The sequence below is a fragment of the Longimonas sp. genome, from assembly GCF_046498435.1.
GTDB lineage: Bacteria > Bacteroidota > Rhodothermia > Rhodothermales > Salinibacteraceae > Longimonas.
Window position 1 is genome coordinate 1 of sequence record NZ_JAWOAR010000058.1, and the last position, 14,553, is coordinate 14,553.

Below are 14,553 nucleotides of genomic sequence, written 5' to 3' on the forward strand. Positions count from 1 at the left end.
GCCGTGGAAACGACACCCGAAGGCCGCTACGACGGATTTGCCGAGCGCGGTGAAGCGCTGGTAGATGCCACGCTCTGGAACGCCTTCTCGCTGTCGGAGGGCGACTCGATCCGTGTTGGACGCAACTGGTACCCGGTGGCCGGGCGGGTCGACCAGATGCCGAATGAAGCCGGCATCGCCTCCTCGTTCAGTCCGCGTGTGTACGTGCCCTACGCCGGACTCGACACCACCTTGCTGGGGCCCGGCAGCCGCGCGGAGCACGAGCTCTACTTTCAGTTCGACGACGACCGCGACATCGAGGCGCTTGTCGAGAACATCCGTCCAGGCATGGAGGCGGCAGATGTCGACATCGACACGGTCGAAGAGGCCGCGGGCAACTGGCGCGAGGGGCTCGGCAACCTGTATCGCTTTCTGGGGCTGGTGGGATTCATGGCGCTCATCCTGGGATGCATTGGCATTGCCAGCGCCATGCACGTGTACATCCAACAACGCCTGACCTCGGTTGCGGTGCTACGCTGCCTGGGGGCAAAGTCCGGGCAAACCTTTCGCATCTACCTGACGCAGGCCGCTGCGCTGGGCGCGCTTGGCGGGGGGCTGGGCACGGCCCTTGGCGTGGCCATGCAGATGGCTGTGCCTGCCGTGCTTGCGGACTTCCTGCCGGTGCCGGTGTCGTTTACGGTGTCGTGGCGCGCGGTGGGACTGGGGCTGGGTCTGGGCACCATCGCTACGATCCTCTTCGCACTGATTCCGCTCTTGCCCGTGCGCCGCGTGTCGCCGCTGCAAGCGTTGCGGCAGCAGGTAGAAGGCGCTGAGGGACGCGACTGGGCGCGCTGGGCGGTGGGCGGTGTCATTGCGGCGGCACTCACAATCTTTGCCGTGGTGCAAGCGCCTACGTGGGAGATCGGGCTGGGCTACGCTGGAGGACTCGTTGTGGTGTTTGCCGCGCTGGCGGGGCTGGCCTACGGACTCATGGCGGCGCTGCGCCGCGCGGTGCCGTCAAGCTGGAGCTATCCGCTGCGGCAGGGCCTCGCGAACCTGCACCGTCCGCACAACCAAACCACCGTGCTGCTGGTAGCGCTGGGGCTGGGCTCGTTCCTGATTGCGACGCTGCTTGTGTCGCAGGAGACGATCCTCTCACAGATCCGCCTGACCGGCGATGCGGAAGATCGTCCCAACATGGTGCTCTTCGACGTGCAGCCTGACCAGGTGCGTGGCGTAGCAAATACGATTGAGGATGCTGGAGCGCCGGTGCTTGATGAAGAGCCCATCGTAACCATGCGGCTCTCGGCGGTGAACGGGCGCTCGGTTGAGGCGCTGCGTGAAGATCCCGACGTACGCACCACCTGGGCGCATCGGCGCGAGTACCGCTCTACCTACCGCGATCACCTCACTGAAAGCGAGGAGATCGTGGAAGGCACGTTCGTGAGCGAGCGCTTCGAGGGCGACGGACCCGTGCCCATCTCGCTCGAAGCCGACATTGCCGAGGAGCTAAACGTAGCCATAGGCGATGAACTCACCTTCGATGTGCAGGGCGTGCCCATGACCACCGAGGTGCGCAGCCTGCGCCGCGTCGACTGGCAGCGCATTGGCACCAACTTCTTTGTGGTGTTTCCGCCTGGCGTGCTCGAAGACGCCCCGCAGATCTACGCCATGCTCAGCCGCACCAATGGCACCGATCACGCCGCCGCAATCCAGAGCGCCGTCGTTGAAGCCTTCCCCAACGTATCCATTATCGACCTGACGCTGGTGTTGCGCACCGCGCAAGATCTGTTTTCGAAGCTGGGCTACGTCATCCGTGTGATGGCGCTCTTCAGCGTGCTCACCGGACTCCTGGTGCTCATGGGCACGCTGCTGGTGAATCGGTATCAGCGGGCGGAGGAGAGCGTGCTTCTCAAAACGCTGGGAGCATCGCGGGCTACAGTGCTCAAGATATTGGCAGTGGAGTACCTGCTGCTGGGCGCGCTGGCTGCGGCCGCGGGCATTGGCCTGGCAGTAGGCGCGGGGGGATTGCTTGCGTACTTTGTCTTTGACAGCACCGTGGCGGTGTCGTGGAGCGACCTGGCCCTTACCTTTGTCGTAATTGTAACGCTGGTGCTTGGCTTGGGGCTCTTCAACAGCCGTACGTTGTACGACCAATCTCCGCGTGCCGTCTTGCAAGCGGAAGCCTAACCGCTGGGGTAGGGCAGCGCCCGGTAGAAGGCCTTGAACCGATGAACATGCGCCCCTGACCGAAAAGCGCTTCCAACAGCATTTTGTTGTTATGCTTGAGCATCCTTTTACGTGTCCGTACTGCTGGGAAACACTAACCGAGCAGGTCGATCCGGTAGAGGGCACCCATGAGTACGTTGTTGACTGCTGGGTGTGCTGCCGCCCGATCCAGATTCGAGTGAAGGTGCAGAATGGGCGTATTGTCGCGTTCAGCGCACAGCCCACCAGCGGTCACCGATGAGTCCTGCACGTCAATGAGCCGTGCATGTAGTAGGGCGTTCCTGGGGAGATGGAGGCGACGCTGCCATTACGAGCAGACTGTTCGCATCCCCCTGAACCTGTCGTATTTTTTGAATTAGATACTCCCGTTCCGTTTATGCCCGATACAGAAACCCAACTGGCTCCCGAGGCTGTGCACCGCCGCGTAGACGAGGTGCGCGAGCGCATCGGCCGTGCGTGCGAGCGTGCGGGCCGGTCGGCAGATGAAATTACCATTGTGGGGGTGTCCAAGACCTTTCCCATGCAGGCTATTGTGTCGGGCGTGGCAGCGGGACTTACGCATTTTGGGGAGAACCGCGCTCGTGCCCTGCGCGACCGCGTGGAGGAGCGCCCTGGCCGCTGGAAAGGGGGCGATGTGTGCTGGCACATGATTGGGCATCTACAAACGAACAAAGCCAAGTTCGTTGCGCGCCACGCCGACCGCTTCGAGGCGCTCGACAGCCCACGCCTGGCCGAAGAACTCAACAAACGCGCCGCCAAGAACGACCGCGTGCTGCCGTGCTTTGTGCAGGTAAACATCAGTGGGGCCGACCAGAAGTACGGGTTGCCGCCTGAGGAACTGCATGATTTTCTGGATGCGTGTGCTAAGCATGAAAATCTCCACATCGACGGCCTTATGGGAATGGCCTCGTTCGTGGACGATTCTGAAACGGTCCGTTCCGAATTTGCCCGGCTACGTACGCTGGCAGAAACATACACCGGAGACCCCGCCAATGTATCTCTTGAAGAACTTTCGATGGGCATGAGTAATGATTTCGAAGTAGCCATTGAGGAAGGAAGCACAGTGGTCCGTATTGGCAGTGCCATCTTCGGGCCGCGGTCGTAGCAGCGCCGTGGTTGGGGATGCGAGAGCGCCGCAACGTCCGACGTGTGGAGAACAGGCGAAACAGAATGTGCGGTCCATCGTGAAACGGACGTAACGTTGCAAGCAGGTCGTTGCGGAGACACGAGCAGGAGGCTCTACTCGGCTGCATTCTCGATAGGTGGTTGCATCCGTCGCACGCCTTTTGCATTTATAAAGATACGGCCGCAAGATCGGACGCCTCGGTACTCACGGTCTTTTCCACACCTACAGTTCAGCATATGAAGCTTACGCCCCTTGACATTCGAAAACAAGACTTCGACCGCAGTCTGCGCGGATACAGCGTGGAGGAGGTGGATAGCTTCCTGGAGATGGTTGCTGACCAGTGGGAAGAGCTCGAAAGCGAAACGCGTCGTGCCAAAAGCCGCGCCGAAGAGCTGGAGCAGCAGATGTCGCACGTCGAGAAGGTGGAAGATGCACTGCAAGAGGCGCTCTCAGCCACGCGCGAAAACGCGGAGCAGCACCTGAGCAATGCGCGCGACAAGGCCGAAAACATTGTGGAGCGCGCCGAGGCTAAGGCGGAGCGCATTACCACCCAGGCCGAGAAAGAGCGCAATGCCATTCAGCAGAAGGTGCACGCGCTGGAGCAGCGGCAGCAGCGTATTGCCTCGCGCCTCAATGCGTTCTTGCAGTCTGAGATGGAAATGCTTGCGGCCTACAAAGAAGGCGACATGCCGCAGGCGCGTACGGCTCCCGATTCCCACGATGCCGCTGGCATGGGCACGCTCGACACGCTCGTCGATAGCGACATGGCCGAGCGCAACACAGAGCGCAGCGACGCCAAGGCATCCGCATCACCCGAACCCGCTCCGTCACCTGCCGAGACCGACACGCCTACTCCTTCCGAACTGGACGTGGAGGCCGATGCAGACGACGATACCGAAGACGATGCGCAAGACTCCGCCAGCGACTCTAATGTAGCCAAAGACGTCATGTCCGAAGTTGGGCAGATGTTGGAGGGCGGCAGCGCTTCCGATGCATCGGCTGATACGTCTGACACGGCATCTGCCCCCCCCGAACCCTCGAAGGCTGAATCTCCCAGTACCCCTTCGGCAGATCCTGCCGAACCGGTAGACGACGCTGAGGCGACAGACGAGTTCGACTTCTCTGATCTGCTCGGGGACGCCGAGGAGGAGGCAGAGACGCAAGACGAGACCGATACACAAGAAGCAGCCAGGACCGACTTCTCGTCGATGTTCGAGGGCGGGGCAGACGACCCCGACGACGCCACTGCTGAGTTTGAGGCGCCAGATGTTGACGTTGAAGCAGAGGATGATGACGACGACGATGGAGACGACGACCTGGAGCGTGCGATGCGATCGCTCTTTCCGGTGCTTGAGGGAAAAACCGGGGGCTCCTCATCCTCCAAAAAAGAATCGAGCACCAGCAGCCAAGAGAGCCCAACCACAACGCCAAGCGCTGCTCCCAGCGAGTCGCAGTTTGAGGCCATCAAGCGCGATGTACAACAGCGTGAGTCGGAGCAGAAGGGCGGAGAAAGCAAATCCGAGAAAAAATCACGGCGTACCGAGGATAAACGTACCGAGGACGAAGACGAAGCCTCTACCGAGGAAATCGAAAAGATCTGGAGCATTCTCGAAGACATGGACTAATCTGCCCGGAAGTGCCTGGGCACGGGTTGCATGTCTCGTCGGTATTTGTAAGGATGGAGAGGGTGGCGCGTCGCATCGCGCTGCCCTCTTTTGCATGGACGTTCTCCCATCACGGCTTTCTATCAACGGCTTTCTATCAACGGCTTCCTCAAGTATGGCTGACTCTGTTCTCGCCCCCGATACACGCCTTGCCCACGTTAACGCAGCAGCCGATGTGCTGCCGGCCAAGCTGCCCGGCACACCGAACATTGGACTGCTCACTGGGGCCGGAACAGCGTCGCTTGCTGATGCTCTTTCGGAAACAACCACGGTGCCGTTTGCTGATGTCCCCCACCTGCCAACTGCCAACAGCGGGCCCGACCGCACGTTTGTAGCCGGTACGCTGCACGGCCACGACGTGCTGGCGGTGCCCGAGCCGCTGCATCTGTACGATGGCCTCTCGGCGCGCGAGGTGGCACTGCCGATCCGCATTATGGGCGCGCTGGGCATTGACCTGCTGATTGCGGCAACCACCGCGGGTGGCGTAAACCCGCACTACGCGCCCGGCGATGTGATGCTGCTGAGCGATCATATCAACCTGCAAGGCGCAAATCCGCTCGAAGGGCCCAATGTGGATGCGTGGGGACCGCGCTTTCCCGACATGAGCGCGCCTTACAGCGCCGACCTGCGCACCGCCGCCCACAAGGCCGCTACCCGCGCCGAAACGCGCCTGCACAACGGCATCTACCTGGGCGTGCCGGGGCCTAACCTGCAAACAAAAGCCGAGTACCGGTTCATGCAGCATATTGGGGCGGATGCGGTCGGCACCGGACTCATCCCCGAAATTATTGTGGCACGCCATATGGGCCTGCGCGTACTGGGGGCTGCTGTCATTACCGATACCTGTTTTGCCGATACGATGCAGCCCACCGCGCCCGGCGACGTTGCCACGGCGGCGGATACCGGACGCAAGCGCCTGGCCCGCGTCCTTGCGCAACTGCTACCCACCCTGTAAGCTGATTCCGGCGGCGTTGCGTCCAGAAGCCGTCTTGCCGGAGGCCGCCCTGTTCGTTCTGTTTAGATTGTCTGCTGATTTCATGAGTCACTTCACGCCCATCGACCGCCTTTCGCTTCCCGATATGGAAGAGGACCTGCTCGACTGGTGGGCCGAGCACAACGTGTTCGACCGCACCCTCTCCGAGCGCGAGGGCGCACCGGCCTACACCTTCTACGAAGGCCCGCCCACCGCCAACGGACGCCCCGGCATCCACCACGTGATGGCGCGGTCGATTAAGGACATCTTCTGCCGCTACAAGACGATGCAGGGCTTTCAGGTGGCTCGCAAAGCCGGGTGGGATACCCACGGCCTGCCCGTCGAAATCGAGATTGAGAAGCGCCTCGACCTCCAGAGCCGCGCCGACATCGAGGAGTACGGCATCGAAGCCTACAACGCCGCGTGCCGCAACAGCGTGCTCGAATACAAAGACCTGTGGGATGAACTTACCACCCGCATGGGCTACTGGGTCGATCTCGATGACCCGTACGTCACCTTCGAGACTGATTACATCGAAACGCTCTGGTGGCTCATTAAGCAGATCCACGAGAAAGGTCTGCTCTACCAAGGCTACAAGATTCAGTGGTACAGCCCCGGCTCGCACACGGTGCTCTCCTCGCACGAGGTAAGCCTCGGCTACGAAGAAACCCAGGACCCGAGCGTCTACATCCGCTTCCCCGTGCATGGCGAAGACGATACCTACTTCCTGGCGTGGACGACCACACCGTGGACGCTCATCTCGAATACGGCACTGGCTGTAGGACCCGACCTCACCTATGCGCGCGTTGAGCACGACGACCCGCATCAGGGCCCGGAAACGCTCATCATGGCCGAAGAACTGGTCGACACCGTACTCGGCGATGAGCCCTATGAAATTGTGGAAACCATGCCGGGTAGCGACCTGGTAGGGCAGACGTACGAGCCCGAGTTTCCCTACTTCAAAGACCAATTAGGGGCGGATGCGGCATGGCGTGTCGTGCCCGCCGGCATCGTCTCAACTGAAGAAGGCACTGGCGTGGTGCACATGGCGCCCGCCTATGGCGAGGAGGACTACGCCGTGGCCCAAGACCACGACCTGCCGCTCGTGAACCCGATCGATGCCGACGGCCACTTCACCGACGAGGCGCCGCTGGTTGAAGGCGAGTGGTTCAAAGACGCCGATAAGACGATTACCACCGACCTGAAGAAGCGCGGGCTGCTCTACAAGCACGAAACGTACCTGCACAACTACCCGCACGACTGGCGCAAGGGCACGCCGCTGATGAGCTACCCGGTCGAAAGCTGGTTTGTGGAAACCACGGCTGTGAAAGAGCGGATGGTGGAGCTCAACGAGACCATCAACTGGCAGCCGCCGGGCGTGGGCGAGGGACGCTTTGGCGAGTGGCTGGAGAACAACATCGATTGGGCGCTGAGCCGCCGCCGCTACTGGGGCACGCCACTGCCCATCTGGCAGAGCGACGAAGACCCCGAGTACATTGAGGTCATCGGCTCGATCGAGGAGCTACGCGCCAAGTGCGGCGACCAGCTGCCCGACGACAACGACGACATCGACCTGCACCGCCCCTTTGTGGACGAACTCACCTGGCCCGCGCCCGACGATGTGGGCGGTACCATGCGCCGTGTGCCCGACCTCATTGACGTGTGGTTCGACTCGGGTGCCATGCCCTTTGCACAGTGGCACTATCCGTTCGAGAACAAAGAGCAGTTCGAGCGCAACTTCCCCGCCAACTTTATCGCGGAGGGGGTGGACCAGACGCGCGGATGGTTCTACACGCTGCACGCACTGGCTACGCTCATTATGGATGGCGTGGCGTACGAGAATGTCGTCGTAAACGGTCTCGTGCTCGACGACGACGGCAACAAGATGTCGAAGTCGAAGGGCAACACGCTGGAGCCGTTCGAGGTGATCGACGAGTTCGGCGCCGATGTGGTGCGCTGGTACATGATGAGCAACACGCCGCCGTGGGAGAACATCCGCTTCTCGAAGCGTGGACTGCGCGATCTGCGCCGCAAGTTCTTTGGCACGCTCGAAAACGTGTACAGCTTCTTCGCCACCTACGCCAACATCGACGGCTACACATACACGGGCAATCCGGTGCCAGTAGATGAGCGTCCCGAACTCGACCGGTGGATCGTGAGCCGTCTGCAAACGACCATCACGACCGTTACCGACGAACTGGACGAGTACCATCCGACCAATGCGGCGCGGGCTGTAGAGCAGTTTGTAGACGACCTGTCGAACTGGTATCTGCGGCGGTCGCGGCGGCGCTTTTGGGCCTCGAAACAGTCGCAGAACGGAACCGATGAAGGGGCGGAGGACGCGGTGTCGGCCTCCAACAAACAAGCCGCCTACGACACGGTGTACGAATGCCTGGAGACGGTGTCGCGTCTTATGAGCCCAATTGCGCCCTTCTTTGGCGAGTGGCTCTTTCAGGCGCTGCACGACAGCGACGCTACGCCCGCGGGCGATTCGGTGCATCTGGCCGACTTCCCTGCACTCACGGAATCGCGCCACGACGATGCACTGGAGCACCGCATGGGTTTGGCGCGCACCATCTCCTCGGTGGTGCTGTCGCTGCGCAACGAAGCCGAGATCAACGTGCGGCAGCCGCTGGGCCGCCTTATGGTGGTCACCGGCACCGGCGTCTCCGAAGACGTAGTGGAGCAGGTGCGCGACATCATCCTGGACGAGGTGAACGTAAAGACCATCGAGTACGTCGACGGCTCCAGCGAAGTGGTTGAACGCTCGGCCACCCCGAACTTCAGCCGTCTGGGTCCGCGCCTGGGTCCGCTCATGCAGCCGGTGAACAAAGCCGTGCGCGCGCTCGATGACGATGCTATTGGGCGCTACCTGGAGCAGGGCCACATTGAGCTGGGCGTAGAGGGCGAAACCGTACGCCTGGGCCCCGACGACCTGGAGATCTCCAGTGCCGGTATCGAGGGATGGCTTGTGGAGCAGCACCGCGACGTGACGGTAGCACTCGACACGCAGATCACCGACGACCTGCGCACCGAGGGGCTGGCCCGCGAATCCGTCAAGCGCATTCAGAATCTGCGCAAGGAAGCCGAGTTTGACGTCACCGATCGTATTGTCGTGACCTACGACGGCTCCGCCCCGATTCGCAGTGCGGTGAACGCCTACGCCGAGTGGATCCGGAACGAGACGTTGGCCCTGGAGTTGCAGCCTTCCAATCAGCCTACGGGCGAGGCGACCCAAACGTTCGAGATTGGGGATGAGCACTTGACCGTAGGTATCCGGCGGGCGTCGCGGATGTAGCGCGAGGCGTTCGCTTCGAAGCCTTAGCCTTTTTGTGAGGCATTGGCGTTGAAGCCAGGCTAACTTTCCGCGTCGCTGTACCGCCTCTAAAATTTGTTCCGTTCCTCGTATGGATTGACCTCTATGGCTGACGACGCTACGCCTTCTTCCGACTCTGCTACCACCGATCAGGCGTCCGAGACTCCGTTTTCGGAGGAAGAGCTGCAACACTTCAAAGATCTCATTCTGGAGCGCCGCCGCAAAGCCAAAGACGATGTCGCGCGGATGCGCAACCAGATCGAGGAGGCCAAGGAGCAAGCAGGCGATAACACGGCCTACAGCTTTCACATGGCCGATGCAGGCACCGATGCCATGGAGCGCGAAAAGCTGCATCTGATGATTGCGCGCCAGCAGAAGTACATCGGCTATCTCGACCGTGCGTTGGAGCGTATCAAGAACGGCACCTACGGCATCTGCAAGGTAACAGGCAAGCCCATTGCCAAAGAGCGGCTGGAGGCCGTGCCCCACACCGAGATCTCGATCAAGGCCAAGAAGGAGCAGAAAAAGAAGGAGCGACAGCAGTCGTAGGCCGTGCGGCCTGATCAGGAGCGCCATGCCGAGGGGCGGCATGACGCGTGTCAAAACGCCCGGCCTGTTGCCTGCGGTCCACCGTTTGTTTGTTTTGTGTTGTACGTATGCGCGTTCTCTGGATTACCGTCGCCGTTGTAGGAATCGACCAGGCCACCAAGTGGCTGGTGCTTCAGATGATGCACCGTCATCAGTCCATCCCGCTGATTGGCGAATGGCTGCGGTTCACATTTACCGAAAACCCGGGAATGGCTTTCGGGATTCAGTTTGGCCCTCCCGGAACGGTGGCGCTGCTCGCGGTGCTGGCCACGGGGCTTGTGGTGTACTACATCATGCAGGTACGCAACATGTACTGGCCCTATCGCGCCAGTCTGGCCTTCATCCTGGGCGGAGCCATTGGCAATATCATCGACCGTGTGTTTTATGGATGGTGGCTCGGATACGGCGAGCTCTTTCAGGGGCGCGTGGTGGACTTCATCCACGTTAGCCTGTGGCAGGGGCTTGTGCACCCAGGCGTTCCGCTGATTGGGGGCAGCTACATGGAGCTCTTTCCGATCTGGAACGTGGCCGACATGGCTATTGTGTGTGGAGTGGTGGGCGTGCTCGTATTTCACAATGCGTTCTACGAAGAGATGATCGCCCAAGAAGAAGCCCAAGAAGCCGACCGTACGGAAAGCACTCCTGAGGCCACCGAACCCGAAGCGACTCCCGAAGCCGAGCAGTCCACCCGTGCTCGAACTTCGACCTCGGCCTCTACGTCGACTCCGTCGCGCTCTCCCTCCGAAGCGGACGACACCGATGCGGCGTCGGGGCGTCTTTCGGCGTAAACAGCACCCCGTGGCACGTCTCGCGTTCTGTCTCAAGCAGCGGCTTCCCTCTATGTCCATTGACGCCTCGCACATCCGCAACTTTTGCATCATTGCCCACATCGACCACGGGAAAAGTACCCTGGCCGACCGGCTCCTGGAGCGTACGGGCACCATCAGCGACCGCGACCTGCAGGAGCAGACGCTCGACGATATGGACCTGGAGCGTGAGCGTGGCATCACCATCAAAAGCCACGCGGTACGCATGCAGCATACGACCGATGCGGGCGAAACCTACACCTTCAACCTGATCGATACGCCCGGCCACGTTGACTTTACGTACGAAGTCTCTCGGGCACTGAAGGCGTGCGAGGGGGCCATCCTTCTTGTCGACGCCGCCCAGGGCATCGAAGCGCAGACCATCTCCAACGCTTATCTGGCTCTGGAGCAAGACCTGGAGATCATCCCAGTCATGAATAAGGTGGACCTGCCCGTGGCCCGGCCCGACCAGGTCGCCATGTCGCTCGAAGAACTGCTGGGCGAGCCCGCCGAAGACATTATCAAGATTAGCGCCAAGACCGGCGAGGGCGTCGACGAACTGCTCGATCTCGTGATCAACCGGGTGCCCCCGCCCACCGGAAACCCCGATAAGCCGCTGAAAGCGCTCATCTTCGACTCCATCTACGACTCCTACCGCGGCTCGGTCGTCTACGCGCGCGTCTTCGATGGCACACTCAACAAGGGGGATGCGATGCGTTTCATGGCCACGCATCAGGAATACGATGCCGAAGAGCTGGGCGTGCTGCGTTTGGGACGGCAAAAGGTCGATACGCTCAAAGCCGGTGATGTGGGATACATCATCGGATCCATTAAAGACGTGTCGCACACCCGCGTTGGCGACACCATCACCCACAAGCATAACCCTGCCGACAAGGCCATTCCGGGCTTCAAGAAGGTAAAGCCCATGGTCTTTAGCGGCGTGCATCCGAGTGATACCGAAGACTTCGAGGACCTGCGTAGCGCGCTCGAAAAACTACAGCTGAACGACGCCTCGCTCACGTTTGAGCCCGAAACGTCGACTGCACTGGGCTTTGGCTTCCGCGTTGGATTCCTGGGCCTGCTGCACATGGAGATCATTCAGGAGCGCCTCGACCGCGAATTTGGGCTCGACATCATCACCACGGTGCCCAATGTGGAGTACCGCGTGCGCGTGAGCGAGCCCGGCGACGACGAACAGGAGCTCGTCATCGTCAACAATCCCAGCGAGATGCCGCACTACGGCAACATCGACGCGGTGTTTGAGCCGTTTGTAAAGGCCGACATCATTGTGCCGTCGGAGTACATCGGCAATATCATGCAACTCTGCGAAAACCGGCGTGGCGTGTACGTGAATCAGCGCTATCTGGATACGGAGCGCGTCAACCTACAGTACGAGTTGCCGCTGGCCGAGATTGTGTTCGACTTCTACGACAAGCTCAAAAGCGTAAGCCGCGGCTACGCCTCCCTCGACTACGAGTTCATGGAGTACCGCGAAAGCGACCTCGTCAAGCTCACCGTACTCATCGACAAAGACCCGGTCGATGCGCTCTCGACCATCGTGCACCGCGACAAAGCGTACGAGGTGGGGCGCAAGCTGGCCAAGAAGCTCAAAGAGAAGATTCCAAAGCAGCTGTTTGAGGTCCCTATCCAGGCGTCTATCGGGCGGCGCGTTGTGGCCCGCGAAACCGTAAAAGCCCAGCGCAAAGACGTAACGGCGAAGTGCTACGGGGGCGACATTACGCGCAAGCGCAAGCTGCTTGAAAAGCAAAAAGAAGGTAAGAAACGTATGAAGCAAGTGGGCGATGTAGAAGTGCCGCAGGAGGCCTTCCTCGCCATTCTTTCGGTCGATGAGTAGAGGACGCGCGTTGAGGTACGCCATGTCTCGTTGCACCCTGCGAGCTGTTTTTGGATGGAGCGCTGCTGTATGGAGCGCTGCGCTGTGCGTCCTTGTGCTATGGATGAGCACAGGCGCTGCCACGGTGCAGGGGCAGCACATCGTTGACCGCTACCAACAGGCGCGGCAGTTGCGTCTGCTCGACCAACTCTACCCACAATCGCGCTATCAGGAGGCCGAGCCAATGGCGTTGCGTATGCTTGCGCTCGCGGTTGACTCCTTGCACCAAACCGCCTCGGCTCCCCCGCCGACAGCGGCTGATTCCAATGCCTTTCCCATGGAGCGGATGCGTGCGCTGCGGCGCTTCGAAAAAGAGTGGCTCGAAGAAACGTTTGCCGACACCAAATGGTCGTTCTTGGGGCCGCAGCCCAGGCGTACGTTTTTCGACACCACACGCACCATCGACCTGCGCGCCCGCCTGGAAGCACACTTCGATGCCCCCACTTATGCCGTAGCCGATGACCTGCAGCCCAACCGCGACGACTTTGATCAGTTTGCCTACTGGTTTGTCGTGAATGACTCCATTCCGGTCGTTGTGAGCGATGCCAACGGGCCGCGCGATCGCGGTCTCATTGTGGCCACCGAGCGGCGCTGGCGCGACGTGCTGCCCGAAGTGCGCGAAGCGGTCCTGGCTCCCCTACGAGAAACCCCCGACCGGGCTCCGTACGTTGACTACTTCTACGATGCGGTTGATGCACGCTGGTATCGTGTGGGATACGACGGTACAGACTTTTTTATCGAACCTGTTGCACGCCGTCAGCTTACGCGCGGCCGTCGGCCCCCTACGCCCACCCCCTAATTGCTTTTTCCATTCGATAACGTCTCTACCCTGTGGCCAATCGCTCCTCGTCCCGCACCCGTACGCGCAACGACGCGCCTCCACAGAAAAGCGAACTCCGCCAGTGGATTGAGGCCATCGTGGTGGCGGTGGTCATCGTGCTGGTGATCCGCACATTCTTCTTCGACCTCTTCCGCATCCCCACGCCCTCAATGGAGAAAAACCTCCTCGTGGGCGACTATCTCTTCGTCTCCAAGCTTCATTATGGCACGCGCTTGCCCATGACACTGGCGGTGCCCTTTGGCAGCGCGTTTAGCCCGGACCTGTACCTCGACGACCCGCAGTTCCCGTACGTGCGGCTGCCCGGGTTTTCCCGCATTGAGCGAGGGGATGCCGTCGTATTCAACCTGCCTCCCGACGATGCGCCCATCGATCGCAAGATGCACTACATCAAACGTGTGATTGGCATGCCGGGTGACACGCTTGCTGTCAATAACAAAGTGGTGTCGATTGATGAGCAAGCGATGCCACTGGGCGAGGGACTCCAGTATCTCTGGACGGTGCAGAAGTCCGACGCCCGCTATCAGGTGTCGCGCTCGGAGCTTGAAGCACTGGGTATAACGGCCTGGCGCGAGGGCCCCGATGGCGAACAGGCCCGCACACGCGCTACCGCTGAAGCTGCGTTCCAGGTGCAAGACTGGTCATGGGTCGAAGGCATTGAGCCGCTCGTGCTCAACAACGCCAACTACGATTCCAACATGTACCCGCCCAATCAGGGATACACGCCCGATAACTACGGCCCCATCGCCATTCCGGCCACTGGCATGACCGTGCCACTCAACGAAGACACCTGGCCCGTGTACGAGCCCGTTATTACGGGATACGAAGGCCGCTCGGCCCGCCCCATGACCGACTCCACCTACGCCATCGACGGCGAGGAAACCACCGAGTACACGTTCGAGCAAGACTACTACTTCATGCTCGGCGATAACCGCGACGACTCCGAAGACAGCCGCTTCTGGGGCTTCGTGCCGCACGATCACATCGTAGGCAAGGCGCTGTTCACCTACTTCTCGTGGGATGCCGAGGCCATGCGCCCGCGCTTCAGTCGCATCCTACGCTCCATTCAAGACGCCGCCGTCTTCGAGAATACCCCCTACCTCCGCGATGGCGAACTCGTAGAACCTGGCGAGTAGGCCA

General features: G+C 60.9%; 11 protein-coding genes. All 11 read left to right on the forward strand.

Going from position 1 to position 14,553, the window contains the following annotated elements; all coding sequences use genetic code 11:
- Positions 1-2,169 (forward strand): ABC transporter permease (locus tag R6U20_RS02275; RefSeq protein WP_410336250.1); only part of this gene is annotated, 2,169 nt, incomplete at its 5' end.
- 91 nt (positions 2,170-2,260) lie between these two features.
- The gene (locus R6U20_RS02280) at positions 2,261-2,449 is read left to right on the forward strand and encodes a CPXCG motif-containing cysteine-rich protein (RefSeq protein ID WP_410336251.1); all 189 of its coding nucleotides are present in this window, start codon (positions 2,261-2,263) and stop codon (positions 2,447-2,449) included.
- Between the two features lie 135 nt (positions 2,450-2,584).
- Positions 2,585-3,313 (forward strand): YggS family pyridoxal phosphate-dependent enzyme, encoded by a 729-nt coding sequence (locus tag R6U20_RS02285; protein WP_410336252.1) that lies wholly within the window; start codon positions 2,585-2,587, stop codon positions 3,311-3,313.
- A 257-nt stretch (positions 3,314-3,570) separates the two neighbouring features.
- Positions 3,571-4,959 (forward strand): DivIVA domain-containing protein, encoded by a 1,389-nt coding sequence (locus tag R6U20_RS02290; protein WP_410336253.1) that lies wholly within the window; start codon positions 3,571-3,573, stop codon positions 4,957-4,959.
- Between the two features lie 154 nt (positions 4,960-5,113).
- Positions 5,114-5,953 carry a purine-nucleoside phosphorylase gene (locus R6U20_RS02295; protein ID WP_410336254.1) on the forward strand — a complete coding sequence of 280 codons (840 nt, stop codon included), beginning with the start codon at positions 5,114-5,116 and terminating at the stop codon, positions 5,951-5,953.
- 82 nt (positions 5,954-6,035) lie between these two features.
- The gene (gene ileS, locus R6U20_RS02300; protein ID WP_410336255.1) at positions 6,036-9,269 is read left to right on the forward strand and encodes an isoleucine--tRNA ligase; all 3,234 of its coding nucleotides are present in this window, start codon (positions 6,036-6,038) and stop codon (positions 9,267-9,269) included.
- A 123-nt stretch (positions 9,270-9,392) separates the two neighbouring features.
- Positions 9,393-9,836: a TraR/DksA family transcriptional regulator gene (locus R6U20_RS02305; RefSeq protein ID WP_410336256.1), complete on the forward strand. Its 444-nt coding sequence runs from the start codon at positions 9,393-9,395 to the stop codon at positions 9,834-9,836.
- Positions 9,837-9,943: 107 nt separating this feature from the next.
- Positions 9,944-10,663: a signal peptidase II gene (gene lspA, locus R6U20_RS02310; protein ID WP_410336257.1), complete on the forward strand. Its 720-nt coding sequence runs from the start codon at positions 9,944-9,946 to the stop codon at positions 10,661-10,663.
- Between the two features lie 52 nt (positions 10,664-10,715).
- Positions 10,716-12,536: a translation elongation factor 4 gene (lepA, locus tag R6U20_RS02315; protein WP_410336258.1), complete on the forward strand. Its 1,821-nt coding sequence runs from the start codon at positions 10,716-10,718 to the stop codon at positions 12,534-12,536.
- Positions 12,537-12,558: 22 nt separating this feature from the next.
- Positions 12,559-13,374: a hypothetical protein gene (locus tag R6U20_RS02320; RefSeq protein WP_410336259.1), complete on the forward strand. Its 816-nt coding sequence runs from the start codon at positions 12,559-12,561 to the stop codon at positions 13,372-13,374.
- 32 nt (positions 13,375-13,406) lie between these two features.
- Positions 13,407-14,549: a signal peptidase I gene (lepB, locus tag R6U20_RS02325; RefSeq protein WP_410336260.1), complete on the forward strand. Its 1,143-nt coding sequence runs from the start codon at positions 13,407-13,409 to the stop codon at positions 14,547-14,549.
- Positions 14,550-14,553 lie beyond the last annotated feature (4 nt).